This window comes from Ramlibacter humi (assembly GCF_004681975.1).
Taxonomy (GTDB): Bacteria; Pseudomonadota; Gammaproteobacteria; order Burkholderiales; family Burkholderiaceae_C; genus Ramlibacter; species Ramlibacter humi.
On record NZ_SMLK01000001.1, the window covers coordinates 267,128 to 293,731 of the forward strand.

The 26,604-nt window shown below is 68.9% G+C and carries 30 protein-coding genes; 24 read left to right on the forward strand and 6 right to left on the reverse strand.

Features of this window, described 5'->3' with window-relative positions:
* Positions 1–3: 3 nt before the first annotated feature.
* Positions 4–447 (reverse strand): universal stress protein, encoded by a 444-nt coding sequence (locus EZ216_RS01295; RefSeq protein WP_135247766.1) that lies wholly within the window; start codon positions 445–447, stop codon positions 4–6.
* A gap of 101 nt (positions 448–548) precedes the next feature.
* Between EZ216_RS01295 and EZ216_RS01300 the strand changes: the two genes are divergently transcribed.
* The 11 genes from EZ216_RS01300 to EZ216_RS01350 all read left to right on the forward strand — a co-directional run bounded on the left by EZ216_RS01300 (position 549) and on the right by EZ216_RS01350 (position 10,221).
* The gene (locus EZ216_RS01300; protein ID WP_239024244.1) at positions 549–2,804 is read left to right on the forward strand and encodes a heavy metal translocating P-type ATPase; all 2,256 of its coding nucleotides are present in this window, start codon (positions 549–551) and stop codon (positions 2,802–2,804) included.
* A 101-nt stretch (positions 2,805–2,905) separates the two neighbouring features.
* A complete protein-coding gene (ccoS, locus tag EZ216_RS01305; protein WP_135247768.1) occupies positions 2,906–3,043 on the forward strand; it encodes a cbb3-type cytochrome oxidase assembly protein CcoS in 138 nt (45 codons plus the stop codon).
* A gap of 64 nt (positions 3,044–3,107) precedes the next feature.
* Positions 3,108–4,547 carry a cytochrome-c oxidase, cbb3-type subunit I gene (ccoN, locus tag EZ216_RS01310; RefSeq protein ID WP_135247769.1) on the forward strand — a complete coding sequence of 480 codons (1,440 nt, stop codon included), beginning with the start codon at positions 3,108–3,110 and terminating at the stop codon, positions 4,545–4,547.
* 19 nt (positions 4,548–4,566) lie between these two features.
* The gene (gene ccoO / locus EZ216_RS01315) at positions 4,567–5,193 is read left to right on the forward strand and encodes a cytochrome-c oxidase, cbb3-type subunit II (protein ID WP_135247770.1); all 627 of its coding nucleotides are present in this window, start codon (positions 4,567–4,569) and stop codon (positions 5,191–5,193) included.
* Between the two features lie 10 nt (positions 5,194–5,203).
* On the forward strand, positions 5,204–5,341 hold the full coding sequence (locus EZ216_RS01320; RefSeq protein WP_135247771.1) for a cbb3-type cytochrome oxidase subunit 3: 138 nt from the start codon (positions 5,204–5,206) through the stop codon (positions 5,339–5,341).
* Positions 5,342–5,352: 11 nt separating this feature from the next.
* A complete protein-coding gene (gene ccoP / locus EZ216_RS01325; protein WP_135247772.1) occupies positions 5,353–6,270 on the forward strand; it encodes a cytochrome-c oxidase, cbb3-type subunit III in 918 nt (305 codons plus the stop codon).
* A gap of 175 nt (positions 6,271–6,445) precedes the next feature.
* A complete protein-coding gene (ccoG, locus tag EZ216_RS01330; RefSeq protein WP_135247773.1) occupies positions 6,446–7,873 on the forward strand; it encodes a cytochrome c oxidase accessory protein CcoG in 1,428 nt (475 codons plus the stop codon).
* Positions 7,874–7,894: 21 nt separating this feature from the next.
* Positions 7,895–8,170 carry a FixH family protein gene (locus tag EZ216_RS01335; RefSeq protein ID WP_135247774.1) on the forward strand — a complete coding sequence of 92 codons (276 nt, stop codon included), beginning with the start codon at positions 7,895–7,897 and terminating at the stop codon, positions 8,168–8,170.
* Between the two features lie 9 nt (positions 8,171–8,179).
* Entirely contained in the window at positions 8,180–8,398 is a 219-nt protein-coding gene (locus EZ216_RS01340) for a hypothetical protein (RefSeq protein ID WP_135247775.1), read from the forward strand.
* Between the two features lie 144 nt (positions 8,399–8,542).
* Complete coding sequence (locus EZ216_RS01345) at positions 8,543–9,586, forward strand: PAS domain-containing sensor histidine kinase (protein WP_135247776.1); 1,044 nt, start codon at positions 8,543–8,545, stop codon at positions 9,584–9,586.
* The gene (locus tag EZ216_RS01350; RefSeq protein ID WP_135247777.1) at positions 9,583–10,221 is read left to right on the forward strand and encodes a response regulator; all 639 of its coding nucleotides are present in this window, start codon (positions 9,583–9,585) and stop codon (positions 10,219–10,221) included. The genes EZ216_RS01345 and EZ216_RS01350 overlap by 4 nt, the downstream gene beginning before the upstream one ends.
* A 136-nt stretch (positions 10,222–10,357) precedes the next feature.
* Here EZ216_RS01350 and EZ216_RS01355 read toward each other — a convergent pair whose 3' ends face one another.
* Positions 10,358–10,702, reverse strand: a complete 345-nt coding sequence (locus EZ216_RS01355) for a GIY-YIG nuclease family protein (RefSeq protein WP_239024245.1) — start codon at positions 10,700–10,702, stop codon at positions 10,358–10,360.
* A gap of 179 nt (positions 10,703–10,881) precedes the next feature.
* Between EZ216_RS01355 and EZ216_RS01360 the strand changes: the two genes are divergently transcribed.
* The 8 genes from EZ216_RS01360 to EZ216_RS01395 all read left to right on the forward strand — a co-directional run bounded on the left by EZ216_RS01360 (position 10,882) and on the right by EZ216_RS01395 (position 16,799).
* Positions 10,882–11,265 carry a response regulator gene (locus EZ216_RS01360; protein ID WP_135247778.1) on the forward strand — a complete coding sequence of 128 codons (384 nt, stop codon included), beginning with the start codon at positions 10,882–10,884 and terminating at the stop codon, positions 11,263–11,265.
* An 18-nt stretch (positions 11,266–11,283) separates the two neighbouring features.
* Positions 11,284–12,072, forward strand: coding sequence for a helix-turn-helix domain-containing protein (locus EZ216_RS01365; protein WP_135247779.1), 789 nt, complete (start codon positions 11,284–11,286; stop codon positions 12,070–12,072).
* Positions 12,073–12,134: 62 nt separating this feature from the next.
* Positions 12,135–13,514 carry an oxygen-independent coproporphyrinogen III oxidase gene (hemN, locus tag EZ216_RS01370; protein ID WP_239024246.1) on the forward strand — a complete coding sequence of 460 codons (1,380 nt, stop codon included), beginning with the start codon at positions 12,135–12,137 and terminating at the stop codon, positions 13,512–13,514.
* Positions 13,515–13,518: 4 nt separating this feature from the next.
* Positions 13,519–14,196, forward strand: coding sequence for a sulfite exporter TauE/SafE family protein (locus EZ216_RS01375; RefSeq protein WP_135247780.1), 678 nt, complete (start codon positions 13,519–13,521; stop codon positions 14,194–14,196).
* A gap of 87 nt (positions 14,197–14,283) precedes the next feature.
* Positions 14,284–15,237, forward strand: coding sequence for a Gfo/Idh/MocA family oxidoreductase (locus EZ216_RS01380; protein WP_135247781.1), 954 nt, complete (start codon positions 14,284–14,286; stop codon positions 15,235–15,237).
* Positions 15,238–15,559: 322 nt separating this feature from the next.
* Positions 15,560–15,904 (forward strand): GIY-YIG nuclease family protein, encoded by a 345-nt coding sequence (locus EZ216_RS01385; RefSeq protein ID WP_135247782.1) that lies wholly within the window; start codon positions 15,560–15,562, stop codon positions 15,902–15,904.
* On the forward strand, positions 15,901–16,320 hold the full coding sequence (locus tag EZ216_RS01390) for a MarR family transcriptional regulator (protein ID WP_135247783.1): 420 nt from the start codon (positions 15,901–15,903) through the stop codon (positions 16,318–16,320). Before EZ216_RS01385 ends, EZ216_RS01390 begins: the two co-directional genes overlap by 4 nt.
* Positions 16,317–16,799, forward strand: coding sequence for a hypothetical protein (locus EZ216_RS01395; protein ID WP_135247784.1), 483 nt, complete (start codon positions 16,317–16,319; stop codon positions 16,797–16,799). The genes EZ216_RS01390 and EZ216_RS01395 overlap by 4 nt, the downstream gene beginning before the upstream one ends.
* On the opposite strand, the gene EZ216_RS01400 is transcribed toward EZ216_RS01395, so the two are convergent.
* Positions 16,789–17,889, reverse strand: a complete 1,101-nt coding sequence (locus EZ216_RS01400) for a two-component system sensor histidine kinase NtrB (RefSeq protein WP_135247785.1) — start codon at positions 17,887–17,889, stop codon at positions 16,789–16,791. The two genes, EZ216_RS01395 and EZ216_RS01400, sit on opposite strands and share 11 nt — an antisense overlap.
* Positions 17,890–18,053: 164 nt before the next feature.
* Here EZ216_RS01400 and EZ216_RS01405 point away from each other — a divergent pair, with 164 nt between their 5' ends.
* The gene (locus tag EZ216_RS01405; RefSeq protein WP_135247786.1) at positions 18,054–19,061 is read left to right on the forward strand and encodes an aldo/keto reductase; all 1,008 of its coding nucleotides are present in this window, start codon (positions 18,054–18,056) and stop codon (positions 19,059–19,061) included.
* A 54-nt stretch (positions 19,062–19,115) separates the two neighbouring features.
* Here the strand turns inward: EZ216_RS01405 and EZ216_RS01410 are convergent, their stop codons facing one another.
* The gene (locus EZ216_RS01410) at positions 19,116–19,733 is read right to left on the reverse strand and encodes a YqhA family protein (protein WP_135247787.1); all 618 of its coding nucleotides are present in this window, start codon (positions 19,731–19,733) and stop codon (positions 19,116–19,118) included.
* Between the two features lie 180 nt (positions 19,734–19,913).
* On the opposite strand from EZ216_RS01410, the gene acs reads away from it, so the two are divergent.
* Positions 19,914–21,899, forward strand: coding sequence for an acetate--CoA ligase (gene acs / locus EZ216_RS01415; protein ID WP_135247788.1), 1,986 nt, complete (start codon positions 19,914–19,916; stop codon positions 21,897–21,899).
* Positions 21,900–22,058: 159 nt separating this feature from the next.
* On the opposite strand, the gene EZ216_RS01420 is transcribed toward acs, so the two are convergent.
* Positions 22,059–22,373 carry a c-type cytochrome gene (locus EZ216_RS01420; RefSeq protein ID WP_135247789.1) on the reverse strand — a complete coding sequence of 105 codons (315 nt, stop codon included), beginning with the start codon at positions 22,371–22,373 and terminating at the stop codon, positions 22,059–22,061.
* Between the two features lie 129 nt (positions 22,374–22,502).
* Here EZ216_RS01420 and EZ216_RS01425 point away from each other — a divergent pair, with 129 nt between their 5' ends.
* A complete protein-coding gene (locus EZ216_RS01425) occupies positions 22,503–22,742 on the forward strand; it encodes a TIGR04438 family Trp-rich protein (protein ID WP_135247790.1) in 240 nt (79 codons plus the stop codon).
* A 126-nt stretch (positions 22,743–22,868) separates the two neighbouring features.
* On the opposite strand, the gene ilvD is transcribed toward EZ216_RS01425, so the two are convergent.
* Positions 22,869–24,569, reverse strand: coding sequence for a dihydroxy-acid dehydratase (ilvD, locus tag EZ216_RS01430; RefSeq protein ID WP_135247791.1), 1,701 nt, complete (start codon positions 24,567–24,569; stop codon positions 22,869–22,871).
* 166 nt (positions 24,570–24,735) lie between these two features.
* On the opposite strand from ilvD, the gene EZ216_RS01435 reads away from it, so the two are divergent.
* Positions 24,736–25,653 (forward strand): LysR family transcriptional regulator, encoded by a 918-nt coding sequence (locus EZ216_RS01435; protein WP_135247792.1) that lies wholly within the window; start codon positions 24,736–24,738, stop codon positions 25,651–25,653.
* Positions 25,654–25,681: 28 nt separating this feature from the next.
* On the forward strand, positions 25,682–26,509 hold the full coding sequence (gene lgt, locus EZ216_RS01440) for a prolipoprotein diacylglyceryl transferase (RefSeq protein WP_135247793.1): 828 nt from the start codon (positions 25,682–25,684) through the stop codon (positions 26,507–26,509).
* Positions 26,510–26,604: the final 95 nt, after the last annotated feature.

Sequence of the window (26,604 nt, forward strand, 5' to 3'; positions counted from 1 at the left end):
CTTTCAGCGCAGCACCAGCACCGGAATCTCCGACTGCGTCAGCACGTGCTGCGTCTCGCTCCCCAGCAGCACGCGCTGCAGCCCGCGGCGGCCATGCGATGCCATCACGATCAGCGAGCAGCGGTGCTTGCGCGCCGCGGCGATGATGGAATCGGCGACCGCGTCGGACTGCATGACCACGGCGCGGGCGACCAGCCCCGACTCCTCGGCCTGCTTCGCGGCTTGGTCGACGATGGTCCGGCCGTGGTCGGCCCATTGCTTCTCGATCCGGGAGACTTCGCCGGCTTCCAGTGCCGATCCGCCTTCGAAGTACGACATCGGGTAGCGCGGCACGACGTGCAGCAGGTACAGCTCGGCGCCGAGCTTGCGGCAGAGCGCGATGGCTTCGATCACGGCCTTGCGGGACAGTTCGGAACCGTCGGTGGTGACGAGGATGCGTTCGTACATGGGGGGCCTCCTGTGGATGGCGCCAGCGTAGGCGCGGCGCCGGGCGCGTGCCTTGACGCAGGTCAACTGCCGCCATGCGGCCCGCCGATACGCTTGCGGCCATGGTCTCCGTCTCCCTGCCGCTGCCCGGCGCCTTGCCGGCGCCGCGCGATGCCGCGCCCCTCGAGGACGCGTGGGAAGAGTGCACGCGCCCGGTCGCCGGCCGTGAAGGCCGGCGCGAAAGCTGGCTGGCCATCGAAGGCATGTACTGCGCAGCCTGCACGCTCACCATCGAGCAGGCGGTGGGATCGGTGCCCGGCGTCGAGTCGGTGCAGGTCAACGGCGGCACCGCCACCGCGCGCGTCGTCTGGTCGCCCGCGCGATGCCGGCCCGACGATTGGCTCGCGGCCTTGTCGAAAGCCGGCTACCGCGGCCTGCCCGCGGCCGGCGAAGCCGCCGCCGAACCGCGCCGCCGCGAGCGCCGCCGCCTGCTGTGGCGCTGGCTGGTGGCGGGCTTCTGCATGATGCAGGTGATGATGTACGCGGTGCCCGCGTACGTCGCGCCGCCGGGCGAGATCACGCCGGACATCCAGTCGCTGCTCAACTGGGCTTCGTGGACGCTCACCGTGCCGGTGATGCTGTTTTCCTGCCGCCCGTTCTTCTCTTCCGCGCTGCGCGACCTGCGCCACGGCCGCATCGGCATGGACGTGCCGGTGGCGCTGGGGCTGGCCATCGCGTTCGGCGCCAGCACGCTCGCCACGCTGGACCCCGCGGGGCCGCTGGGCGGCGCCGTCTGGTACGACTCGGTGACGATGTTCGTGTTCTTCCTGCTCTCGGGGCGGCTGCTGGAGCAGCGCTTGCGCGATCGCACCGCCGGCGCACTGGAAGCGCTGGTGCGCCGCCTGCCCGCGATGGTGGAGCGGCGCAGCGCGGACGGCAGCTTCGAGCGCGTGTCCGCGCGGCGCCTGGTGCGCGGCGACGTCATCCGCGTGCTGGCGGGCGAGGCCTTCGCCGCCGATGGCACCGTGGTCGAAGGCGAGAGCCGCGTCGACGAAGCGCTGCTCACCGGCGAGTCGCAGCCGCTGCGGCGCGTGGCGGGCGAAGCCGTCATCGCCGGCAGCCACAACCTGGCCGCGCCGTTGCTGGTGCGGGTGGACCAAGTCGGTGACGACACGCGCTTCGCCGGCATCGTCGCATTGATGGCGCAGGCTTCGGTGGACAAGCCGCGCCTGGCGCAGCTGGCCGACCGCATCGCGGGCCCTTTCCTGCTGGGCGTGGTGCTCGCAGCGGCGGGTGCGGGCGCCTGGTGGTGGGCCACCGGCGCGGGCCACGCCATCGGCATCGCCGTCGCGGTGCTCATCGTCACCTGCCCCTGCGCGCTGTCGCTGGCCACGCCGGCGGCCACGCTGGCCGCGGCCGGCGCGTTGGCGCGGCGCGGCATCCTGGTGCGCCACCTCGACGCTTTCGAGGCCGCCGCGCGCGTGGACACCGTGGTGTTCGACAAGACCGGCACGCTGACGCAGGACAGCATCGCCGTGACGGGCGGCCGCGCGCGCGAAGGCGTCGATCCGGCCCTGGCCCTGCAATGGGCCGGCGCGCTGGCGCGGCAATCGCTGCATCCCGTGGCGCGCGCGGTCGCCGCCGCGGCGGGCGAGGGCGAATGGGCCGCCGAAGCGGTGCGCGAGTGGGCCGGTGAAGGGGTGCAGGGCGTGGTGCGCCGCGGCGCCGCGGCCCGCGCGCTGCGCCTGGGGTCCGCGCGCTGGTGCGATGCCCTCGAGCTGCCCGGCGGTCCTGCGGAAGTCCACCTCGCCGACGAACAAGGCTGGCTCGCGAGCTTCAGCCTCGACGAAGCCTTGCGGCCCGACGCCGCCACGGCGGTCGGCATCTTGCAATCGCGGGGCCTGCTCGTTCAGCTGCTCTCCGGCGACCGCATGGCCGCGGTCACGCGCCTGGCCGCGCGCGCCGGCATCGAATGGCGCTGGGGCGGGCAGTCACCGGAAGGCAAGCTCTCGCACGTGCGCGGCCTGCAGGAGCGCGGCCGCCGCGTGGCGATGGTCGGCGACGGCCTGAACGACGGCCCGGTGCTGGCGCGCGCGCACGTCTCGTTCGCGATGGGGCAGGGCGCGCCGGTGGCGCAATCGAGGTCCGACTTCGTCGTGCCCGGCGGCCAGTTGTCCGCCGTGCCGGCGGTGCTGGACCTCGCGCGCCGCACGCGCCGCGTGGTGCGGCAAAACCTGGCCTGGGCCGCCGCCTACAACGCCGTGTGCGTGCCGCTCGCGCTGGCGGGCCAGATGCCGCCCTGGCTGGCCGGCCTGGGCATGGCTGCCAGCTCGCTCTTCGTCGTGCTCAACGCTGCACGCCTTGCGCGTTTCGAATGACGAATGACGAATGACAAATGACCTCGCTTCGCTTTGATGACGGATGACCGATACGGCCGCGCTTTTTGTCATTCGTCATTTGTCATTCGTCATTCCCAATCATGGACATCCTCTTCCTGCTCATCCCCCTGTCCGTCGGCCTGGGCCTGCTGATCCTGGCCGCGCTGGGCTGGGCCGTCTGGCGTGGCCAGTTCGAGTCGCTGGAAGCCGAAGGCGAGCGCATTCTCACCGGCGATTGACTTCCATCAAGGAGCGCGGCCGTGGGCGCCGCGACACTGGGGCATCACGATCAAGGTGCCTCGCATGAACGATTCCCCCGAACCCGCCGCCCACTACCACGACACCGTGGTGCGGCAGTTCACGCTCATGGCCGTGGTCTGGGGCGTGGTGGGCATGCTGGTCGGCGTGTTCATCGCGGCCCAGCTGGCCTGGCCCGAACTGAACTTCGGCATCCCCTGGCTCAGCTACGGCCGCCTGCGCCCGCTGCACACCAACGCGGTGATCTTCGCCTTCGGCGGCTGCGCGCTCTTCGCCAGCAGCTACTACTGCGTGCAGCGCACGTCGCATGTGCCGCTGTTCCTGCCCAAGCTCGCTTCGTTCACCTTCTGGGGCTGGCAGGCGGTGATCGTCGCCGCGGCCATCAGCCTGCCCCTGGGCTACACCACCGGCAAGGAATACGCCGAGCTGGAGTGGCCGATCGACATCCTGATCACGCTGGTGTGGGTGTCGTACGCGGTGGTGTTCTTCGGCACCATCGGCATCCGCAAGATCCGCCACATCTACGTGGCCAACTGGTTCTACGGCGGCTTCATCCTCGCGGTGGCGGTGCTGCACGTGGTGAACAGCGCCGAAGTGCCGGCCGGCTGGATGAAGTCGTACTCGGCGTACGCCGGCGTGCAGGACGCGATGGTGCAGTGGTGGTACGGCCACAACGCGGTGGGCTTCTACCTCACGGCGGGCTTCCTGGGGATGATGTACTACTTCATCCCGAAGCAGGCCGGCCGTCCGGTGTACAGCTATCGCCTGTCCATCGTGCATTTCTGGGCGCTGATCTTCACGTACATGTGGGCGGGCCCGCACCACCTGCACTTCACCGCGCTGCCGGACTGGACCCAATCCATCGGCATGCTGTTCTCGCTGATCCTGCTGGCGCCCAGCTGGGGCGGGATGATCAATGGCGTGATGACGCTGTCGGGCGCCTGGCACAAGCTGCGCGAGGACCCCGTGCTGCGCTTCATGATCGTGGCGCTGTCCTTCTACGGCATGGCCACCTTCGAGGGCCCGATGATGTCGGTGAAGACGGTGAACGCGCTGTCGCACTACACCGACTGGACGATCGGCCACGTGCATGCCGGCGCGCTGGGCTGGGTCGGCCTGATCTCCATGGGCTGCCTGTACTACCTGATCCCGCGCCTGTTCGGCAGGAAGCAGATGCATTCGATCGCCGCCATCGAGCTGCACTTCTGGATCGCCACCGTGGGCATCGTGCTGTACATCGCCGCCATGTGGATCGCCGGCGTGATGCAGGGCCTGATGTGGCGCGCGGTGAACGCCGACGGCACGCTGACCTACACCTTCGTCGAGTCGGTCAAGGCGACCTTCCCCTTCTACGTGATCCGCGTGATCGGCGGCCTGCTGTACCTGGCCGGGATGCTGGTGATGGCCTGGAACACCTGGATGACCGTGGCCGGCGGCCGTGCCGTGCGCGTGGTGGTGCCCACCCCCGCGCTGGCGCGCGCCTGAAGCGCAACGAAAGCGAGACATGAGCGACAACACCGCTTCCACCGGTTTCACCCACGAGAAGGTCGAGACCAACAACTTCCTGATGATCGTGCTCATCCTGCTGGTCGTCGCCGTCGGCGGCCTGGTGGAGATCGTGCCGCTGTTCTTCCAGAAGAGCACCACCGAGCCGGTGCGGGGCCTGAAGCCCTACACCGCGCTGCAGCTGGCCGGCCGCGACATCTACCTGCGCGAGGGCTGCTACAACTGCCACTCGCAGATGATCCGGCCGTTCCGCGCCGAGACGCTGCGCTACGGCCACTACTCGGTGGCCGGCGAGTTCGTGTACGACCACCCCTTCCAGTGGGGCAGCAAGCGCACCGGCCCCGACCTGCACCGCGTGGGCGGCAAGTACTCGGACGAGTGGCACCGCATCCACCTGAACAACCCGCGCGACGTGGTGCCCGAATCCAACATGCCGGCCTACTCGTGGCTGGAGAAGACGCCGGCCGACGCCGAGACCATAGCTACGCACATGAAGGCGCTGCGCTCGGTGGGCGTGCCCTACACCGACCAGGAGATCGCCGAAGGCCCGGCCCAGCTGAAGGGCAAGACCGAAGCCGACGCGCTGGTGGCGTACCTGCAGTCGCTGGGCATCGCGCTGAAGTAGGGGGAAGGCCATGGACATCAACACGCTTCGCATCGCGGCCACGCTGGCCTGCTTCGCCACTTTCATCGGCATCCTGGCCTGGGCCTTCGCCCGCGGCAACCGCGCCCGCTTCGAGGAAGACGGCCGCATCCCGTTCCAGCAGGACTGAAAGGAGCTGCCATGAGCGATTTCACCAGCGGCTTCTGGTCCGCCTACGTCACCGCCATCACCCTCGTCGGCATCGTCGCCTGCCTGCTGCTGCTGTGGATCACGTCCCGCAAGAAGGTGGCTTCCACCGCCGACAACACCACCGGCCACGTCTGGGACGGTGACCTCACCGAGATGAACAACCCCATGCCGCGCTGGTGGATGTGGCTGTTCGTCATGACCATCGTCTTCTCGCTGCTGTACCTGATGGCGTATCCGGGCCTGGGCACCTACCAGGGCGGCCTGGGCTGGACGTCCAAGGCCGAGTACGAAGGCGAGGTGGAGAAAGCCAACCGCGAACTCGTGCCGCTGTACGCGCAGTTCACCTCGCGCCCGGTGGAAGAAGTGGCCGGCGACCCGCGGGCGCGCGCCATCGGCGAGCGGCTGTTCATGAACAACTGCGCGCAGTGCCACGGCTCCGACGCGCGCGGCGGCAAGGGCTTCCCCGACCTCACCGACGGCGACTGGCTGCACGGCGGCTCGCCCGCGAAGATCGCCGAGACCATCCGCGGCGGCCGGCAGGGTTCGATGCCGCCGATGGCGGCGGCGGTGGGTACGCCCGACGACGTGAAGAACGTGGCGAACTACGTGCTGTCGCTGTCGAACGCGCCGCACGACTCGGTGCGCGCGCAGCTGGGCAAGTCCAAGTTCACCGCCTGCGCCGCCTGCCACGGCATGGATGGCAAGGGCAACCAGGCCATCGGCGCGCCCAACCTCACCGACGACGTCTGGCTGCACGGCTACGGCGAGCAGGCGATCATCAGCATGATCAACAACGGCAAGACCAACGTGATGCCGGCGCAGGCCGGCAAGCTGACCGACGCGCAGATCCACGTGCTGGCGGCGTACGTGTGGGGGTTCTCGAACAAGCCGGTGACGGCGAAGCCTTGATATCCGGGCTCGTCCCCGCCCGCATAGCGTCATCCCCGCGACGGCGGGGATCCATGGCTTCCCTGATTGCCGAACGCGGAAGCCATGGATTCCTGCCTCCGCGGGAATGACGTCTCTGTCTGATCCAGCGCAAGTCCCCACGGCCCCCTGCGCGCGAACATGGCGCATTCCCGCCATGAACCAGAAAGTCATCCCCATCCTCCCCGTGCCGTCCGGCGGGGAGAGCGCTTCGCTCTACGAGGCGCAGAAGAAGATCTACCCGCGCAGCGTCACGGGCGTGTTCGCGCGCTGGCGCTGGGCCTTCGTGTGGCTCACGCAACTGGTGTTCTACGGCCTGCCGTGGCTGCCCTGGGCCACCGAAGCGGGCGGCCGCCAGGCGGTGCTGTTCGACCTGGCCGCGCGCCGCTTCTACCTGTTCGGCTACGTGCTGTACCCGCAGGACTTCATCTACCTCACCGGCCTGCTGGTGGCCAGCGCGCTGTCGCTGTTCCTGTTCACCGCCGTGGCGGGCCGACTGTGGTGCGGCTTCGCCTGCCCGCAGACCGTCTACACCGAGATCTTCCTGTGGATCGAGCGCAAGGTGGAAGGCGACCGGCCGCAGCGCATCAAGCTGGACGGCGCCCGCTTCAGCACGGAGAAGCTGGTCAAGAAGTGGTTCAAGCACCTGCTCTGGCTGGGCGTGGCCATGTGGACCGGCTATACCTTCGTCGGCTACTTCACGCCCATCCGCGAACTGGGCCTGGAATTCCTGCAGACCCGCATGGGCTCGTGGGAAGTCTTCTGGGTGTTCTTCTACGCCCTGGCCACCTACGGCAATGCTGGCTTCCTGCGCGAGCAGGTGTGCAAGTACATGTGCCCGTACGCACGCTTCCAGAGCGCGATGTTCGACGCCGACACGCTGATCGTCAGCTACGACGCCGGCCGCGGCGACCCGCGCGGCACGCGCGGCCGCAAGGACGACTTCCGCGCCATGGGCCTGGGCTCGTGCATCGACTGCGGCCTGTGCGTGCAGGTGTGCCCGACCGGCATCGACATCCGCAACGGCCTGCAGTACGAGTGCATCGGCTGCGCGGCGTGCGTGGACGTGTGCGACGGCGTGATGGACAAGATGAACTACCCGCACGGCCTGATCCGCTTCACCACGCAGAACGCGCTGGCGGCGGGCAGCGACACGGGCGCCATCGTGCGCCGGGTGCTGCGGCCGCGCGTGCTGGTGTACGCGGGCATCCTGGCCGCACTGTGCGTGGGCATCGCCATCAGCCTGGCGGTGCGCACGCCGCTGAAGGTGGACGTGGTGCGCGACCGCGCGACGCTGGCGCGCATCGTGCCCGGCGGCAAGCTGGAGAACGTCTACCGCCTGCAGGTGATGAACGCCACCGAGGAGACGCAGCGCTACCGCATCGGCGCCACCGGCCTGGCCGGACTGGCGGTGGTGATGGCCGAGCCGCAGCTCGAGGTGGGCCCTGCCGAATCCCGCTGGGTCGCCGTTCGCGTGCAACTGCCTTTCGGCACGGCCGAACCCGGCTCGCATCCCATCCATTTCGAGATCGAAGGCGGCGGCGCTCACGTGAGCGAGAAGTCCGTCTTTCTCGTGCCCCGCTGACCGCCCGTGAAGGAGAAGCCCATGTCCGACCCGACCGCAGAACAAGGCGTGCCCGCCAAGCCCTGGTGGCGCTACGGCCTGGTATGGCTGGTGTTCGCCGGCCCCGCCGTGGTGGTGGTCGCCTCGTTCGTCAGCTTCTTCATCGCCGCGCGCGGCTCCGACAAGCTGGTGGAGGAGGACTACTACCGCAAGGGCGTGGAGATCAACCAGCGCCTGGCCGAGCGCAACCTGCTGCCCGCCATGCAGGGCCGCAACCACGCGGCCACGCCGGCCACACCGGCTGTACGGCAGCACTGAGGCCGCCCCGTGCTCTCGCGCAAGCTCATGGGCATCGCCTGGCCCGCCTTCCTGGCGGCCTGCCTGCTGCAGCTGCTGGTGTTCGCGCTGGTCGACCCGCTGGAGCTGCGCTGGTTCGGCCGCGAACTCGAATGGTCGCGGCAGGCGGTGTATGCGATGGCGTTCTTCGTCTTCTGGGGCGCGGCGATGCTCTCGAGCGCGCTGACGGTGCTTCTGGGCCGGGAGTGAAGGCGGACTCCCTTGCGCAGAGCGCGCGGAGGTTTCGCCGAGTTCGCGGAGGAAGATATTCAAAAGGTTTTCTCCGCGTCCTCCGCGAAACCTCTGCGCGCTCTGCGCAAGGGTGTCTGATTTCAGCTGCGGTAAATTCCGCCAATGCCGACCCAGAACGTCGCCGCCCGCCTGGCGGGCCTGCTGGACGCCGCCATGGACGGGATCCTGTCCGTCGATGAGGAACAGCGGATCGTCCAGTACAACCGCGCCGCCGAAAAGATCTTCGGCTGGACCGCCGAGGAGGTGATCGGCCGGCGGCTGGAGATGCTCATTCCCGAGCGCTTTCGCCCCAACCACGCGGGCGAGGTGCGCCGCTTCGGCCAGACCGGCGTCAGCTCGCCGCGCCGCATGGGAGGCGACCGGGTGATCCTGGGCCTGCGCAAGGGCGGCGATACCTTTCCCGTCGACGCATCCATCTCCCTGCTGGACTCGCCCGACGGCAAGCTCTACACCGTGATCCTGCGCGACGTCACGGAGCGCGTGCGCGCCCGCGAGGAACTGGCCACCTTCGCCGCCGAAGCCACGTCCGTGCGCGAGCAGGAAAAGACGCGCATCGCGCGCGAGCTGCACGACGAGCTGGCGCAATCGCTCACTGCGCTGAAGATGGACACCATCTGGCTGCGCGACCACCTGCGCGACGACCCCGATGGCGCGAGCGCCAAGCTCGACGAGATGCTGGCCATGCTGGACGCCAGCGTGGCGGCCACGCGGCGCATTGCCGCCGACCTGCGGCCGCTGGTGCTGGACGACCTGGGCCTGGGCCCGGCCCTCGAATGGCTGGTGCAGAACTTCGGCCAGCGCCACGGCGTGGCGGCTTCGCTGGAGATGGAGGAAGACCTGGACCTGCCCGAGCCGTATGCCACCGGCGTGTTCCGCATCGTGCAGGAGTCGCTGGCGAACGTCGCCAAGCATGCGTACGCCAGCCACGTCCGCGTGCGGGTGGCGCGCGAGGCCGGCGAGCTGGTGCTGGAGGTGCAGGACGACGGCGCGGGCTTCGATCCGGCGAGCCCGCGCAAGCCGCAGTCGCTGGGCCTGGTGGGGCTGCGCGAGCGCGCCCAGCTGATGCGCGGGCACGTCAGCGTGCACAGCGCGCCGGGGCAGGGCACCCGCGTCGAGGCGCGCATCCCGGTGCAGGAGGCCGCATGATCCGCGTCGTGCTGGCCGACGACCACGCCATCGTCCGCGAGGGCCTGAAGCGCATCGTCGGTGACGTGTCCGACCTGCAGGTGGTCGGCGAAGCCGCCGACGGCACCGAGGTGATGCAGCGCGTGCGCGAGCTGGACTTCGACGTGCTGGTGCTGGATCTGTCCATGCCCGGGCGCAGCGGCATGGAGCTGATCAAGCTGGTGAAGGCCGAGAAGCCCCGCCTGCGCATCCTCGTGCTGTCCATGCACCAGGAGACGCAGTACGCGGTGCGCGCCATCAAGTCGGGCGCCAGCGGCTACCTCACGAAGGAAACGGCGCCCGCCCAGCTGGAGCAGGCGCTGCGCAAGATCGCCGGCGGCGGCGCCTACATCAGCGCCGAGGTGGCTGAGCAGCTGGCGCTGGGCGCCATGCCCGGCGGCGCGCCTTCGGCGCCGCACGAGACGCTGTCCGACCGCGAGTTCGAGGTGTTCCGCCGCCTGGCGGCGGGCGATTCGGTCACCGACATCGCTACCGCACTGAATGTGTCGGTGAAGACCGTGAGCACGCACAAGGCCAACCTGATGGCCAAGCTGGCGCTGCAGAACCCGACGGACCTGGTGCGGTATGCGATCAAGCATGGGTTGATCGAACCGTAGGGATTGCGTCCCGCAGAAGGCGCTGGGGTGTGATGTCCGTCGGGTTGCGAATTCGGGAGCCATGGATTCCCGCCTTCGCGGGAATGACGCCGTTCTCCACGTTGGTTGGTCTCTCTTCGACGCTCTTTTTTCGGCGTCATCCCCGCGGAGGCGGGGATCCATGGCTTCCAATGATTTCGTCCCATAGATCCACCCAATCCGGGTTCCGCTCGCGTATCAGCCGGACCTTCCACGCGCGGTCCCACTTCTTCAGGCGCTTCTCCCTCGTGATCGCGAGCGCCATCGTGTCGAACAACTCGTAGTACACGAGATGCGTCACGGCATACCGTGCAGTGAAGCCGGGGGCGAGGTGCTCGCGGTGTTGCCAAACGCGTTTGACCAAGTCGGAAGTCACGCCGATGTACAGCGTGCCGTTCGGCCCTGAAGAGAGGATGTAGACGGCCGGTCGCATCTGCGAAGCGTGGAGGAATTCGGGAGCCATGGATTCCCGCCTTCGCGGGAATGACGCCAATACGGGTTGTTCGCCTGAAGGGCAAATCGGCTCTCGGAATATTCCTAGCCCACCTCGGAATTCCCACCCCGACGAACCGGACGCCTCCTAGCCCGCGTTTCAGCGCGCGCCGATGGCCCGCGCGCGCCCCGCCCGGCAAAGTTCGGGACATGGACAACGCCATCACCGCCGCACCGCTGCGGGTCTTCCTTGCCGACGATTCCGACGCCATCCGCCGCCGCGTGGCCGCGCTGCTGGCCGGCGACGAGATCGCCATCGTGGGGGAGGCGGGCACGCCGCAAGGCTCCATCGACGGCATCCTGGCCGCGGGCCCCGACGTGGTGGTGCTGGACGTGCAGCTGGAAGGCGGCACGGGCTTGCAGGTACTGCGCGCGGTGCGCGAGGCCCGCCCGGCCATCGCCTTCGTCGTCCTGTCGAACAACGCCAGCGAGCCGTACCGCCGCCGCTACCTGGGCGCGGGCGCGCGCACCTTCCTGGACAAGAGCAGCGAGTTCGACCGTCTCGCCGCCGCCGTCGCCGCCAGCCGCCACTGAACCCCGAGAGAGACCGCCATGTCCCAACCCGCCTTCGCCGAAACCAGCAGCGTCCCCATCCAGTTCGTGTCGCGCTCGCGCCAGCGCGCCGAAGCGCCGCCCGCGCTGACGACGGTCTGCTCCAGCTGCCACCTGAAGGACCTGTGCCTGCCCTGCGGCATGAGCGCGCCGACCGTGGAGCGCCTGGACGGCCTGCACTTCGGCCGCCGTCGCGTGAAGGCCGGCCAACCGCTGTACCGCGCGGGCGAATCGTTCCAAGCGATCTACGCCGTGCGCAGCGGCACCTTCAAGTCCACGCTGGGCGCCACCGACGGCCGCGAGCAGGTCACCGGCTTCGCCATGGCCGGCGAGCTGATGGGCCTGGACGGGCTGGCGCAGGGCCGCCACCCCAGCACGGCCGTGGCGCTGGAAGACGCGGAGATCTGCGCCATCCCGTATGACCACCTGATGGAGCTGTCCGCCGACAGCGGCGAGCTACAGCGCGCCGTGGGCCGCCTGATGAGCCGCGAGATCGTGCGCGAGCACAGCCTCATGATGCTGCTGGGCAGCATGAACGCGGAAGAGCGGCTGGCGGCCTTTCTGCTGAACGTGTCGCAGCGCATGAAGGCGCGCGGCTGGTCGGCCACCGAGTTCCACCTGCGCATGTCGCGCGCCGAGATCGGCAGCTACCTGGGCATGAAGCTGGAGACGGTGAGCCGCACGTTCTCGGCCTTCGTGCAGCAGCGGTTGCTGGAAGTGGACAAGCGCCACATCCGCATCCTGGACCTGGAAGCGCTGACGCGCACTTTCGAGGGCCGCCTGCAGTGAGCGGCGTCCTTTCCTTGACGCCCGTCAACGCGGCCGGGGCGTCCCCGGCGCAGAGTGGCGAAGTGAACACCGCCGTCCTGCCTGCCGACCTGCTGCGCCGCTTCGACGTGAGCGGCCCGCGCTACACCTCGTACCCCACCGCCGACCGCTTCGTCGAGGCCTACGGCCCCGAAGACCACGAGCGCGTTTTGCGCCAGCGCGCGGACAGCGCCGCGCGGCCGCTGTCGCTGTACGTGCACGTGCCGTTCTGCGAATCGGTCTGCTACTACTGCGCCTGCAACAAGATCATCACCAAGCGGTACGAGCGCGCGCGGCCCTACCTGGAACTGCTGGAGCGCGAAGCGGCCCTGACCGCCAGCCTGGCCGGTCCCCGCCAAGCCGTGAGCCAGCTGCACCTGGGCGGCGGCACGCCGACCTTCCTGTCGGACGAAGAACTGTCGTCGCTGATGGCCATGCTGGGCCGGCACTTCGCGCCGGTACCGGGCGGCGAGTACTCCGTTGAAGTCGACCCGCGCACCGTCACGCGCGAGCGCCTGGCGCACTTGGCGCGTCTGGGCTTCAACCGCCTGAGCTTCGGCGTTCAGGATTTCGACGCACGCGTGCAGGCCGCGGTGCACCGCGTGCAGCCTTACGGGCAAGTCGCCGCACTGGTGGCCGATGCGCGCGAGCTGGGCTTCGAGTCGCTCAACGTGGACCTCATCTACGGCCTGCCGCTGCAGACGCCCGCTTCGTTCGCGCGCACCATCGCGCAGGTTCGCGACCTGCGGCCCGACCGCATCGCGCTGTACGGTTACGCGCACCTGCCCGAGCGCTTCAAGCCGCAGCGGCGCATCGTGCCGGCGGAACTGCCCGCGGGCGGCGACAAGCTGGCGATGCTGGCCGGCGCCATCGATGCGTTGGGCGACGCGGGCTACGTGTACGTGGGCATGGACCACTTCGCGCTGCCGGACGACGCGCTGGCCGTGGCCAAGCGGCAGGGCCGCCTGCACCGCAATTTCCAGGGCTACAGCACGCAGCCGGATTGCGACCTGATCGGGCTGGGCGTGTCGGCCATCAGCCGCATCGGCGCGGCCTATGCGCAGAACGCCAAGACCATGGACGAGTACGAGGACCGGCTGCGCCTGGGGCAGCTGCCCGTGGTGCGCGGCCTGTCGATGGACCGCGACGACCTGGTGCGGCGCGCGGTGATCATGAGCCTGATGTGCCAGGGGCAGGTGCTGTTCGAAGCGGTGGAGGAAGCGTGGCTGCTGGACTTCCGCAGCTACTTCGCTTCGGAACTCGCGCGACTGGAACAGATGGCCGGCGACGGGCTGGTGCGCGTGGACGACAGCGGCATCCAGGTGACCGCCGCCGGCTGGTACGTGGTGCGCGCCATCGGCATGGTGTTCGACCGCTACCTGCAGGCCGACCGGCAGCGCACGCGCTTCTCGCGCATCCTGTGAAGCCATGACGCCGACGCTGGCGGCCACCGCTTTCCTGATGGGCCTGGCCGGCGGGCCGCATTGCGCGGCCATGTGCGGCGCGGCGTGCGTGGGTATCGCGCACGCGGGGCACGGGTCTGCCGCCAGGCGAGCGATGCAGTTCCAGGTCGGGCGGCTCCTTGGCTACTCGGCCGCGGGCGCGGTGGTGGCGAGCGCGGCGCAGGCGCTGGCCTGGCTGGTGCAGCACACGGCCGTGCTGAAGCCGGCGTGGGCGCTGATGCATGTCGTGGTGCTGGGCTGGGGGCTCAGCCTGCTGGTGATGGCGCGGCAGCCGGTGTGGCTGGACGGCTTCGGGCGTTCGGTGTGGGGCCGCGTGCGGCCCTGGGCGGGCGCGCGCGGCGGTGCATTCGGCGCGGGTGCACTGTGGACTTTCATGCCGTGCGGGCTGCTGTACTCGGCCTTGCTGGTGGCTTCGCTCGCGGGTGACTCGCGCGGTGGTGCGTTGTCGATGGCGTTGTTCGCGGCCGGCAGCGGCCTGGGCCTGTGGCTGGCGCCGCGGCTCTTCCATTGGCTGAGCGGGCAGGGCAACCGTTGGCGGCAGGCCGGCGGCACGCGCGTTGCAGGCGCCATCCTGGTGGTCGTTGCCGTCTGGGCGCTGTGGGCCGACACCATGCACCGCATCGCGCAGTGGTGCGGGCTATAAGCCCTTGTTCTAGCTGTTAGCCCCGCCGCCGGGTTCCGTTGGGGTACGGCGCGCCCGCACAATCGCGGGCGAACCAGGAGAACCCCCATGAGCAAACCGCTGCGCATCGCGCTGGCCGGCGCCGGCGCCTTCGGCCAGAAGCATCTGGACGCGCTGAAGCTGATCGATGGCGTGCAGGTCACGTCCGTCATCGGCCGCGAGCTGGACAAGACGAGGGAAGTCGCCGCCAGGTACGGCATCGGCCACGTCACCACCGACCTGGACGAAACGCTGAAGCGAGACGACGTCGACGCGGTGATCCTGTGCACGCCCACGCAGATGCACGCTTCGCAGTCGCTGGCCTGCCTGTCGGCCGGCAAGCACGTGCAGGCGGAGATCCCGCTGTGCGACAACCTGGCCGACGGCATCGCGGTGGTGAAGAAGCAGAGGGAGACGGGACTGGTGGCCATGTGCGGCCACACGCGCCGCTTCAACCCCAGCCACCAGTACGTGCACAAGAAGGTCCTGGCCGGCGAGTTCCGCATCCAGCAGATGGACGTGCAGACTTATTTCTTCCGCCGCACCAACATGAACGCGCTGGGCCAGCCGCGCAGCTGGACCGACCACCTGCTGTGGCACCACGCCGCGCACACGGTGGACCTGTTCCAGTACCAGACCGGCAAGCGCGTGGTGAAGGCCAACGCGGTGCAGGGGCCGATCCATCCGGCGCTGGGCATCGCGATGGACATGAGCATCCAGCTGAAGGCCGAGGACGGCGCCATCTGCACGCTGTCGCTCTCGTTCAACAACGACGGCCCTCTGGGCACGTTCTTCCGCTACATCGGCGACACCGCGACCTACATCGCGCGCTACGACGACCTGGTGAACGGCAAGGACGAGAAGATCGACGTGTCCAAGGTGGACGTGTCGATGAATGGCATCGAACTGCAGGACCGCGAGTTCGTCGCGGCGATTCGCGAAGGGCGGGAGCCGAATGCGAGCGTGGCGCAGGTGCTGCCTTGTTATGAGGTGCTCGACCAGCTGGAGAAGCAGCTGGCATAAGCCGTCCGGCTCGTCGCGAGGTACCGGTAGTCCGCGCGGCGCGCCAGGCGGTGCCCGGCCTGGGCTCATTCTCCGGCGATGTTTGAGCGCTGTCGCGCTGGCGTCATTCCCGCCTCCGCTGGGATGACGCGGGTGAGAGGGCGACCCGTCGGGGGAAAGGGCGAGGTGCGGAGCGCAGGTAAAATCCAGCTCGAGGCGCTGAGGGGCGCCTTCCCGCACAAGAGGCTCTCACCCTCGTCACACGTCTTGCAGACCTGACAGTCCATCCTGTTTCGTCGGCCCACTTCGCGGGGAAGGGCCAATTGCGAAAAGGACTCCTGTCATGGCTTCTCCCGCCGACACCTCCGCCCGCCGCCGCGAACTCTCGCGTGCCGCGCGCGACGCGTTCCCGCCGATGGGCGTGTACGCCATCCGCAACCTCGAGACCGGCGCCACGCAGGTCGCCGCCAGCCGCAACGTGCCGGGTGCGATCAACCGCGTGAATTTCGAACTGCGCCAGCGCACCCACCGCGACCGCGCGCTCCAGGGCGCGTGGGACCGCCTGGGCGAGCAGGGCGTGCGCATCGACGTGCTGGAAATGGTGCGCGAGCGTTCCGATCCAACTTTCGATCACGATGCCGAACTGGCGGCGTTGCTGGAATTGTGGCGGGCGGAGCTGCAGGCATGAGCCCCCTCGACTTCTGCCTGGGCCTGCACCGCGCCGGCGCTGCCCTGCGCCTCAAGCTCGACGAGGAGCTGGGCTTTCTGCACGGCCTGGGCTGGGACGAGTTCGTGCTGCTCTCCAGCCTGGATGGCCACCCCGGCGGCCTGCCGTTGCGCGACCTCGGCCGCCTGCTTGGCCTGCAAGCCTCGGCGCTGCTGCGCCGCCTGCCGCCGCTGGAGAAAACCGGCTGGCTGGCGCGCGAGCGCGGCGCTGGTGGCATGCGTGTCGTGCTGCGTCCCGGCGGCCGCCGGCTGGCCCGCGAGGCGCGCGAAACGGCCGCGCATCTCTGTGACGTCGCGCTGGGATCCGATCCCGCTTTGCCGACTGCCGCCGAAGTGCTGGCCCGCATGTCGTCCAGCCCGGCGCTGCGCACGCCGTGAGCGCCGCGATCGAGGAACTGAAGGTTCGCGCCCGCGTGCGGCTGAATGCCGCGCGGCGCGAAGGCCTGGAGAGCCGCCTGCGCGACCGCCTGCACGAGGTGGCGCGCGAGGTGGGCTTCGCGGACTGGGAGCACGCGCGCCACGTGCTCGAAGGCCTGGCCGCGCCCGGCGACGATTTCGGCACCTTCTGGCATTCGCCGCGCACGACGTCGATGCTCAACGAGTGGTTCGCGGACCTCGGGCAGGCCCGGGCAGCCCTGGCGCGCGGCAGGCGCGCTTACCTGCTGCCCTACCGGCGCCAGTTCATGCTCGTCGGTGAGGACTTCATCCGTGAACTTGGCCTGGACCCGCGCGACCCGCACTGGGACGCCGCTGGCCGCGACCTGGTTGCCGCCAGCGGCAGCCCGGCCTGGCACGCGCTGACTGAACGGCGTGTTCGCGCGCTTCGCGCCGCGCCGGGCGACGCTGTCAGTCCTTGAGCGGCAGCAGGATGTGGACGGCCGTGCCTTGCCCGGGCAGGCTGTCGATCCAGGTCGTGCCGCCGCACTGGGCCACAACGCCGTGCACGAACGGCAAGCCCAGCCCGCGGCCGTGCGTCACGCCGCGCGTCGTGTAGAACGGCTCGAAGCACCGGGCCACGGCCGCTTCCGGCATGCCGGGGCCATCGTCCTGCACGCAAAGGTGCGCGTAACGGCCGGGTTGCAGTCCGGCGTAGCGGCCGGTCGCCCCGGCCTCCACCTGCATGGGCGAGGTCGCCAGGGCGATGTGGCCGCCCTTGCCCTGGAAGGCTTCCATCGAATTGAGGCAGAGGTTGGTGATGGCGACCTGCATCTGCGCCGCGTCGATCTCGACGAACATCGGCAGCGGATCCAGCTCGTAGCTCACCCGTGCCAGGGGCCGGACCGCTGAGCCGAGGGCCTCGGACATGCGCAGCAGCAGGCCGCCCAGCTCCACCTTTTCGACCTTGAGCTGCTGCTGCCGGGCGGCGGCCAGCATCTGCTCGACCAGCTTGGTCCCCGTCCGGCCGCAATCGAGCGCCTTCTTGAAAATGGTCCGGGTCCGCTCTTCCGCGGTGACGCGCATGCCGATCTCCAGGTACCCCAGCATGCTCGCCAGGATGTTCTTGAAGTCGTGCGCGATGCCGCCGGTCAGTTGCATGACCGCGTCCAGCCGGTGGCCGGCCAGCCGGCGGTCGTCGGCGGCGCGCTGGGACGTGACGTCGCGGCCGATCGCGCAGAGGTTGCCGTCACTCGCCGGCTTGCCGCGCCACGAGACGACGCGGAAGCTTCCGTCCTTGGCCCGCACGAGGTTCTCGAATCCATCGTTTTCGACGCCCTGGGCGATGATCGCGATCGTCCTGCGGACGTCGGGCTCCGCCACGTACGAAAGGCACGAGTTCCCCGCCACCTCGGCCGGCGTGTGCCCGGTGACCCGTTCGTAGGAAGGGTTGACGTAGCGAATGTTGCCGCGCGGGTCCAGCGACATGAGGATGTCGACGGTGGACGCGAAGAAGTCCGTCATCTCCGGCTGGAACGGCGGTGCGGTCGTGATTGCAGTGGCGGAGTGCATGGTTCAGCGAGGGCGGAAAAACGCGAGGGCCGCAATGGTCGCAAGCCTTCGACGCCGGGTGGCTCAGCAGGCGGCACTTGATGCGCTGCCGGTGAACTGGTTCACGCCGGCGCGGCCAAGGGTCCTCGCGGATCGGTGCGCCGCCGCACGCTAAGCTTGCGCCGATGCAACAACGACGCTTCGGACCCTTCACCGTCTCGGCCATCGGCCTGGGCTGCATGAACCTCAGCCATGCGTACGGCACGCCGCCATCGGCCGAGCAGGGCGAGCGCGTGCTGCTGTCGGCTTTGGACGCGGGCGTCACGCTGTTCGACACGGCCTCGCTGTACGGCTTCGGCGCGAACGAGACGCTGGTGGGCCGGGTGCTCAAGGCGCATCGCGGCAGGTTCACGCTCGCCAGCAAGGGCGGCATGGCCGGCGTGACCGGCGACGACGGCGTCGTGCGGCGCGTGATCGATGGCCGGCCCGAGGCCATCCGCAAGAACTGCGAGGACAGCCTGCGCCGCCTGCAGACCGACGTCATCGACCTCTACTACCTGCACCGCTGGGACAAGAAGGTGCCCATCGAGGAAAGCGTCGGCGCGATGAGCCGGCTGGTGGAGCAGGGCAAGGTGCGCGCGCTCGGCTTGTCCGAAGTGTCGGCAGCCACCCTGCGCAAGGCGCACGCCGTGCATCCCATCGGCGCGCTGCAGACCGAGTACTCGCTGTGGACCCGCAACCCCGAGATCGCGGTGCTGGAGGCGTGCCGCGAGCTGGGCACCACGTTCGTCGCGTTCAGCCCGGTGGCTCGCGGCTTCCTGTGCGACGCGGTGCACGACGTGATGGCCTTCGACGCGAAGGACATCCGCCGCTCGATGCCGCGCTTCGAACCCGGTCACCACGCGCGCAACCTGGCGCTGCTGCCTGGCTACAGGCAGCTGGCCAAGGAAGCCGGGTGCACGCCCGCGCAGCTGGCCATCGCGTGGCTGCTGCACAAGGACGGGAACATCATCCCCATCCCGGGCACCACCAGCGTGGAGCACCTGCGCGAGGACCTGGGCGCGGCGGACGTGAAGCTGGACGCGTCGCTGCTGCAACGGCTGGAAGCGCACGTCAACCAGCAGACCGTGAGCGGTCACCGGTATGGCGCGCAGGCGCGTGCCGAGGTGGATACCGAAGACTACGCGGCGTAGGCACCGCGGCCGTGAACCGCGCGGGCGGCGGCCGGCTGACCGCCGCGCGGCCTGTCAGTGGCCGCGGCCGTCCGGGGCGGCCACGCCCGCCATGATGCGGTCGGTGAACGCGATGGCCATCGCCGACAGCAGGAAGGCGATGTGGATGGCCGTCTGCGCGATCAGCACGCGGTCGGAGTAGTTGTCCGCGTTGATGAAGGTCTTGAGCAGGTGGATGGAGCTGATGCCGATGATGGCCGTCGCCAGCTTCACCTTCAGCACCGACGCGTTCACGTGGCTCAGCCATTCGGGCTGGTCGGGGTGGCCTTCCAGGTTCATGCGGCTGACGAAAGTCTCGTAGCCGCCGACGATCACCATGATGAGCAGGTTGGAGATCATCACCACGTCGATCAGCGCCAGCACCACCAGCATGATCACGGTTTCGTTCAGCGAGCCGATGGGCGCGCTGGCCTTGTAGCCGATGCTGGTGACCAGCGCCTGCAGCGCGGTTCCGCTGCCGGCCGCGGCCTCGATCAGGTGCCACAGTTCGATCAGGAAGTGCACCACGTACACCGCCTGGGCGGCGATGAGACCGAGGTACAGCGGCAGCTGCAGCCAGCGGCTGGCGAAGATCAGGCCGGGGAGGGGGCGCAGCGGCGAACCGCGGCTCTGGAGGGGATTGGGGTCTTGCATTCTTTCTTCTCTTGCACGGCGTTGGCTCCGTGGCGCGGGATTGTAGGGAGCGCCCCATGGCAACCCCGTGGCAGCCGGCGCCGTTTCGGGGTAATTTTGTAAGCTCCATGCCAGTCAGGGGGGTGTAAGAGCCTCACCCGACAGTTCGCCGCGATCGCCAAAACCACCCCGGAGACAAGCATGAGCGCCATCGAGTCCGTCCTGGTCGAGAACCGGGTCTTCCCCCCGTCCGATGCCGCCGTGCGCGGCGCGCGCATTTCGGGCATGCCCGCGTACGAAGCGCTGTGCAAGGAAGCGGAGCAAGACTTCGAGGGCTTCTGGGCCCGCCTCGCCCGCGAGAACGTGAAGTGGACCAGGCCGTTCACCAAGGTGCTCGACGAGTCGAAGGCGCCGTTCTACAAGTGGTTCGAGGACGGCGAGCTCAACGCCAGCGCCAACTGCCTGGACAGGCACATCGGCACGCCGGTGGAGAACAAGACGGCCATCGTGTTCGAGGCCGACGACGGCACGGTCGCCAAGGTCACCTACAAGGAACTGCTGGCGCGCGTCGGCCAGTTCGCCAACGCGCTGAAGGCGCAGGGCATCCGCAAGGGCGACCGCGTCATCGTCTACATGCCGATGACCATCGACGGCGTGGTCGCCATGCAGGCCTGCGCGCGCATCGGCGCGACGCACAGCGTGGTGTTCGGCGGCTTCTCGGCCAAGGCGCTGAACGAACGCATCATCGACGCCGGCGCGGTGGCGGTGATCACGGCCAACTACCAGATGCGCGGCGGCAAGGAACTGCCGCTGAAGGCCATCGTCGACGAAGGCATCGCGATGGGCGGCTGTGACACGATGAAGACGGTGTTCGTCTACATGCGCACGCCCACCGCCTGCAACATGGTGGCGGGGCGCGACAAGACGTTCGACGAGGTCCTCAAGGGCCAGTCCACCGAGTGCGCGCCGGTCAGCGTCGGCGCGGAGCACCCGCTGTTCATCCTGTACACGTCCGGTTCCACCGGCAAGCCCAAGGGGGTGCAGCACTCCACCGGCGGCTACCTGCTGTGGGCCAAGCTCACGATGGACTGGACGTTCGACATCCGCCCGGACGACCTGTTCTGGTGTACCGCCGACATCGGCTGGATCACGGGCCACACGTACGTCGCCTATGGTCCGCTGGCGGCCGGCGCCACGCAGGTCATCTTCGAAGGCATCCCGACGTACCCGAACGCGGGCCGCTTCTGGCAGATGATCGAGAAGCACAAGGTCACGGTGTTCTACACGGCGCCCACGGCCATCCGCTCGCTGATCAAGGCCGCGGAAACCGACGAGAAGGTGCACCCGAAAAACTGGAACCTGTCGTCTCTGCGCATCCTGGGCAGCGTCGGCGAGCCGATCAACCCCGAAGCCTGGATGTGGTACTACCGGCACGTGGGCGGCGAGCGCTGCCCCATCATGGACACGTTCTGGCAGACCGAGACCGGCGGCCACGTCATCACGCCGCTGCCGGGCGCCACGCCGCTGGTGCCGGGCTCGTGCACGCTGCCGCTGCCGGGCATCATGGCCGCCATCGTCGACGAGACGGGCAAGGACATCCCGAACGGGGCGGGCGGCATGCTGGTGATCAAGCGGCCGTGGCCTTCGATGATCCGGACGATCTGGGGTGATCCGGAACGCTTCAAGAAGAGCTACTTCCCGGAGGAGATGGGCGGCAAGCTGTACCTGGCCGGCGACGGCGCGGTGCGCGACGCGAAAACCGCGTACTTCCGTATCACGGGGCGCATCGACGACGTGCTGAACGTGTCGGGCCACCGCCTGGGCACGATGGAGATCGAGTCGGCCCTGGTCGCGAAGACCGACATGGTGGCCGAAGCCGCGGTGGTGGGTCGCCCGGACGACGTGACCGGCGAAGCGATCTGCGCTTTCGTGGTGCTCAAGCGCGCGCGGCCGGCCGGCGAGGAAGCCAAGGCCATCGCCAACGAACTGCGCAACTGGGTGGCCAAGGAGATCGGCCCCATCGCCAAGCCCAAGGACATCCGCTTCGGCGACAACCTGCCCAAGACCCGCAGCGGCAAGATCATGCGCCGCCTGCTGCGCAGCATCGCCAAGGGCGAGGCGATCACGCAGGACACTTCGACGCTGGAGAATCCGGCGATCCTGGAGCAGTTGGCGGAGAAGAACTGACCTGCCCCTGTCATGCCGGGCTTGACCCGGCATCCACCATCGGCGGGTGGATGAAGGGCGGAGGGTGGATTCCGGCGTGCGCCGGGATGACAAAGGTGGATGCCACCAAAGAAAAAGGCCCGCGACAGCGGGCCTTTTTCTTTGTGCGCGAAGCGCCGGCTACTTCAGGCTCAGCACCCAGGCGGCCAGGTTCTTCGCTTCGGCTTCGTTGACCTGCGTATTGGCGGGCATGGGCACCGGGCCCCAGACGCCCGAGCCGCCCTTCTGGATCTTGGCGGCCAGCTTGTCCGTCGCGTCCTTCTGGCCGGCGTACTTGGCGGCGATCTCCTTGAAGGCCGGGCCGACGAGCTTCTTGTCGACGGCGTGGCACGACATGCAGTTCTTGGCCTGGGCCAGCGCCTGGTCGGCCAGTGCCGGACCCGCAACGGTCAGGGCCGAAGCGAGAACAGCGAAGGCAAGCAGGGCACGTTTCATGGAGGAATCCTCTGTGGTTGGGTTACGATCCTTGAACGAGATTGTAGTGATCCCGGTTGACGGCCCCGGTTCCCCGTGCCGTGAACCTTGGGTAAATCCCCTGATCGGGTTTTTGCGGAGAAACGACCGATGCTGTTCCTGGGCCTGGGAATCATCCTGCTGGCGCTGAAATACCTGGAGATCGGCCCGCCGGCCAGCTGGTCGTGGTACGTCGTCCTGGCGCCCTTCGGCCTGGCCGTGGCCTGGTGGGCGTGGGCCGACTGGTCGGGCTACACCAAGAAGAAGGCCATGGACCGCGAAGCCGCCAAGCGCCGGGCGCGCATCGACAAGAACCGCGAGAACATCGGGCTCGCGCCAAAGCGGAAATAAATCCGGCGTCATTCCCGCGTGAGGAGCGGAGCGTACGTGGGAATCCGTGGCGTCCGCATTCGCGGACTGCTCTGGAAGCCATGGATCCCCGCCTCCGCGGGGATGACGGTTTTCAGCGATGCGTGATCAGCTGAAGTTGTCCAGCACGGCGCCTTTCGAGGCGCTCGCCGCATTGAACGCGAACTTCGCCTGCACGCCACGCGTGTAACGCGGCGCCGGCGCCTTCCAAGCGGCGCGGCGCTGGGCCAGTTCGTCGTCCTTCACGTTCAGCTGCAGCACCAGCTGGTGCGCGTCGATGGTGATGGAGTCGCCTTCCTTCACCAGCGCGATGTTGCCGCCCGCCGCCGCTTCCGGCGCCACGTGGCCCACCACCATGCCCCAGGTGCCGCCGGAGAAGCGGCCGTCGGTGATCAGGCCGACGCTCTCGCCCAGCCCCGCGCCGATCAGCGCGCCGGTGGGCGCCAGCATCTCGGGCATGCCCGGGCCGCCCTTGGGGCCCAGGTAGCGCAGCACCATCACGTCGCCCGCCTTGATCCTGCCGTCCAGGATGGCCTGCAGCGCCGACTGCTCGTCGTCGAACACGCGCGCCGGACCGGTGATCACCGGGTTCTTCAGGCCGGTGATCTTGGCCACCGAGCCTTCGGGCGACAGGTTGCCCTTCAGGATGGCCAGGTGGCCCTGCTCGTACATCGGCTTGTCGATAGTGCGGATCACGTCCTGGTCGGCGCGCGGCTGGTCGGGCACGCCGGCCAGCGTCTCGGCGATGGTCTTGCCGGTGATGGTGACGCAGTCGCCGTGCAGCAGCCCGGCGTTCAGCAGCACCTTCATCACCTGCGGGATGCCGCCCGCGTTGTGCAGGTCCACCGCCAGGTATTTGCCCGAAGGCTTCAGGTCGCAGATCACCGGCGTCTTCTTGCGGATGCGCTCGAAGTCGTCGATGGTCCACTCCACGCCCGCGGCGTGCGCGATGGCCAGGAAGTGCAGCACCGCGTTGGTCGAACCGCCGGTGGCCATGATCACCGCCACCGCGTTCTCGATGGCCTTCTTGGTGACGATGTCGCGCGGCTTCAGGTCCTTCTTGATGGCCTCCAGCAGCACCTTGGCCGATTCCTTGGCCGAGTTCATCTTCTCGTCGTGCGGGTTCGCCATCGTCGACGAGTACGGCAGCGAGATGCCCAGTGCCTCGAACGCGGAGCTCATGGTGTTGGCGGTGTACATGCCGCCGCACGAGCCGGTGCCGGGAATGGCGTGCTGCTCGATGTCCTTCAACTCCTGGTCGCTGATCTTGCCGGCCGCGTTCTGGCCCACGGCTTCGAACACGCTGACGATGTTCAGGTCCTGGCCCTTCCACTTGCCCGGCAGGATGGTGCCGCCGTACACGTAGATGGCGGGCACGTTGGCGCGCAGCATGCCCATCAGGCCGCCGGGCATGTTCTTGTCGCAACCGCCGACGACGACCACGCCGTCCATCCACTGGCCCTGCACGCAGGTCTCGATGCAGTCGGCGATGACTTCGCGGCTGACCAGCGAGTACTTCATGCCTTCGGTGCCCATGGCCATGCCGTCGCTGATGGTGGGCGTGCCGAAGATCTGCGGATTGCCGCCGGCTTCCTCGATGCCCTTGACGGCCGCGTCGGCCAGCTTCTGCAGGCCGCTGTTGCAGGGCGTGATGGTGCTGTGGCCGTTGGCCACGCCCACCATGGGCTTGCCGAAGTCGCCTTCCTTGTAGCCCATGCCGTAGTACATGGAGCGGTTGGGCGCGCGCGCCTTGCCCTGGGTGATGTTGTCGCTGCGCAGGTGCAGCTTGATCGGTTGTTCGGTGGCCATGGGTGTCTCCTGAGCTTCGTTCGCCCTGAGCTTGTCGAAGGGCCGGTGCACGGCCAGGCTTCGACAGGCTCAGCCCGAACGGGCGGTTTCGCAAAGGGCCGCAGTATGCGGCCCGCCGTTGATTCCTTCCAATCCATTTCCAACCCGGCAGTAATATGCACCACGTATGAAAGCCGAATCCCCGCTGGTGGAGCTGCGCCTGTGGCGCCAGTTCGCCGCCGTCGCCGAGACGCTGCACTTCGGGCGCGCCGCGGCGCGGCTGCACATGACGCAGCCACCGCTGACGCAGGCCATCGCGCAGCTGGAGAAGCTGCTGGGCGTGCGCCTGTTCGACCGCACCAAGCGCAGCGTGCAGCTCACCGAAGCCGGCGCGGCGCTGCTGCCGGAAGCGCAGGCGCTGCTCGCCCGCGCCCGCGCCTTGCCCGCGCAGGCCCGCGCGGCGGCGGCAGGGGAGGCCGGTCACCTGCGCCTGGCTTTCGTCTCCACGGCGGGGTTCACGCTGCTGCCCGAGTGGGTGCGCGTCTTCCGCGCGGAGCATCCGGGCGCGACCCTGGACCTGCTGGAAGCGACGGGCGACGTGCAACTGCCCGCGCTGGAACGCGGCGAGATCGACGCCGGCTTCCTGCTGCACTCGCCGGGTTTCGCGCCCGAAGGGCTGGCGCACCTGCTCGTCGCGCAGGAACCGCTGGTGCTCGCGGTGCCCGAGTCGCACCCGCTGGCCACCGCGCGCACGCTGGCGTTCCCCAAGGTCCTGGCCGAGCCGCTGGTGATGTTCCCGCGGCGCATCCTGCCTTCGCTGCACGACGCGGTGTTCGCGCTCTACCACGCGGCGGGGCGCGAGCCGCGCGTGGCGCAGGAGGCGATCCAGATGCAGACCATCGTCAACCTGGTGTCGGCGGGCCTGGGTGTCGCGTGGGTGCCGGACAGCGTGCGGCAGTTCCAGCGCCCCGGCGTCGTGTACCGCACTTTCGGCGGCGCGCAGGCCGCGCGGGTGCCTCGCTGCGAAACCACGCTGGCCTGGCGCGACTCGCCTTCGCCCGTGCTGTCGCGTTTCGTCGCGTTCGCGCGGCGGCAGGCCGCCTAGCAGGCGAGGCGCGGGCACAATCGCGCGCATGCTCATTTACCCGAAGATCGACCCGATCGCCATCCACATCGGCCCGTTGGCCGTGCACTGGTACGGGCTGACCTACCTGGCCGCGTTCGGCCTGTTCTACCTGCTGGCCGTGCGGCGCCTCAGCCACGAGCCCTTCGCTTCCGTGCAGGGGCCGGGGGCGTGGACCCGGCGCGACGTGGAAGACATGCTGTTCTTCGGCATCGTCGGCGTCATCGCGGGCGGCCGCCTGGGCTACTGCCTGTTCTACAAGCCGGGCTGGTACCTCACGCACCCGCTGGAGATCTTCTACCTGTGGCAGGGCGGCATGAGCTTCCACGGCGGCATGCTGGGTGTCATCGCGTCGCAGTGGTGGTTCGCGCGCACGCGCGCCAAGCCGTTCTGGCAGGTGATGGACTTCGTCGCGCCCTGCGTGCCCACCGGCCTGGCCGCGGGCCGGGTCGGCAACTTCATCAACGGCGAACTGTGGGGCCGTTTCGCCGATCCCTCGTTGCCGTGGGCGATGGTGTTCCCGCAAAGCGGCAGCATGCAGCCGCGCCACCCCTCGCAGGTCTACCAGTTCCTGCTGGAAGGCCTGCTGCTGTTCGTGCTGCTCTGGCTGTACGCGCGCAAGCCGCGGCGCGAAGCCAGTGTCTCGGCCGTGTTCCTTTTCGGCTACGGCGTGTTCCGCTTCGCGGCCGAGTTCTTCCGCGAGCCCGACGCGCACCTGCTCTGGCTGAAGGCGCAGACCGGCCTGTCGATGGGCCAGTGGCTGTGCGTGCCGATGATCGTGTTCGGCATCGTCCTGTACTTCCGGGCGCAGCGCCGCCCACTGCCGGCTTCGGCCTGAGCTGTGCGCGGCGCGGGGCAGTACGCGCGAGCAAGAACGAAAACATCCGGGCAAAGATCGAAAGGCCGGTCCGCGGTGCAATCGGCCGCTCACTT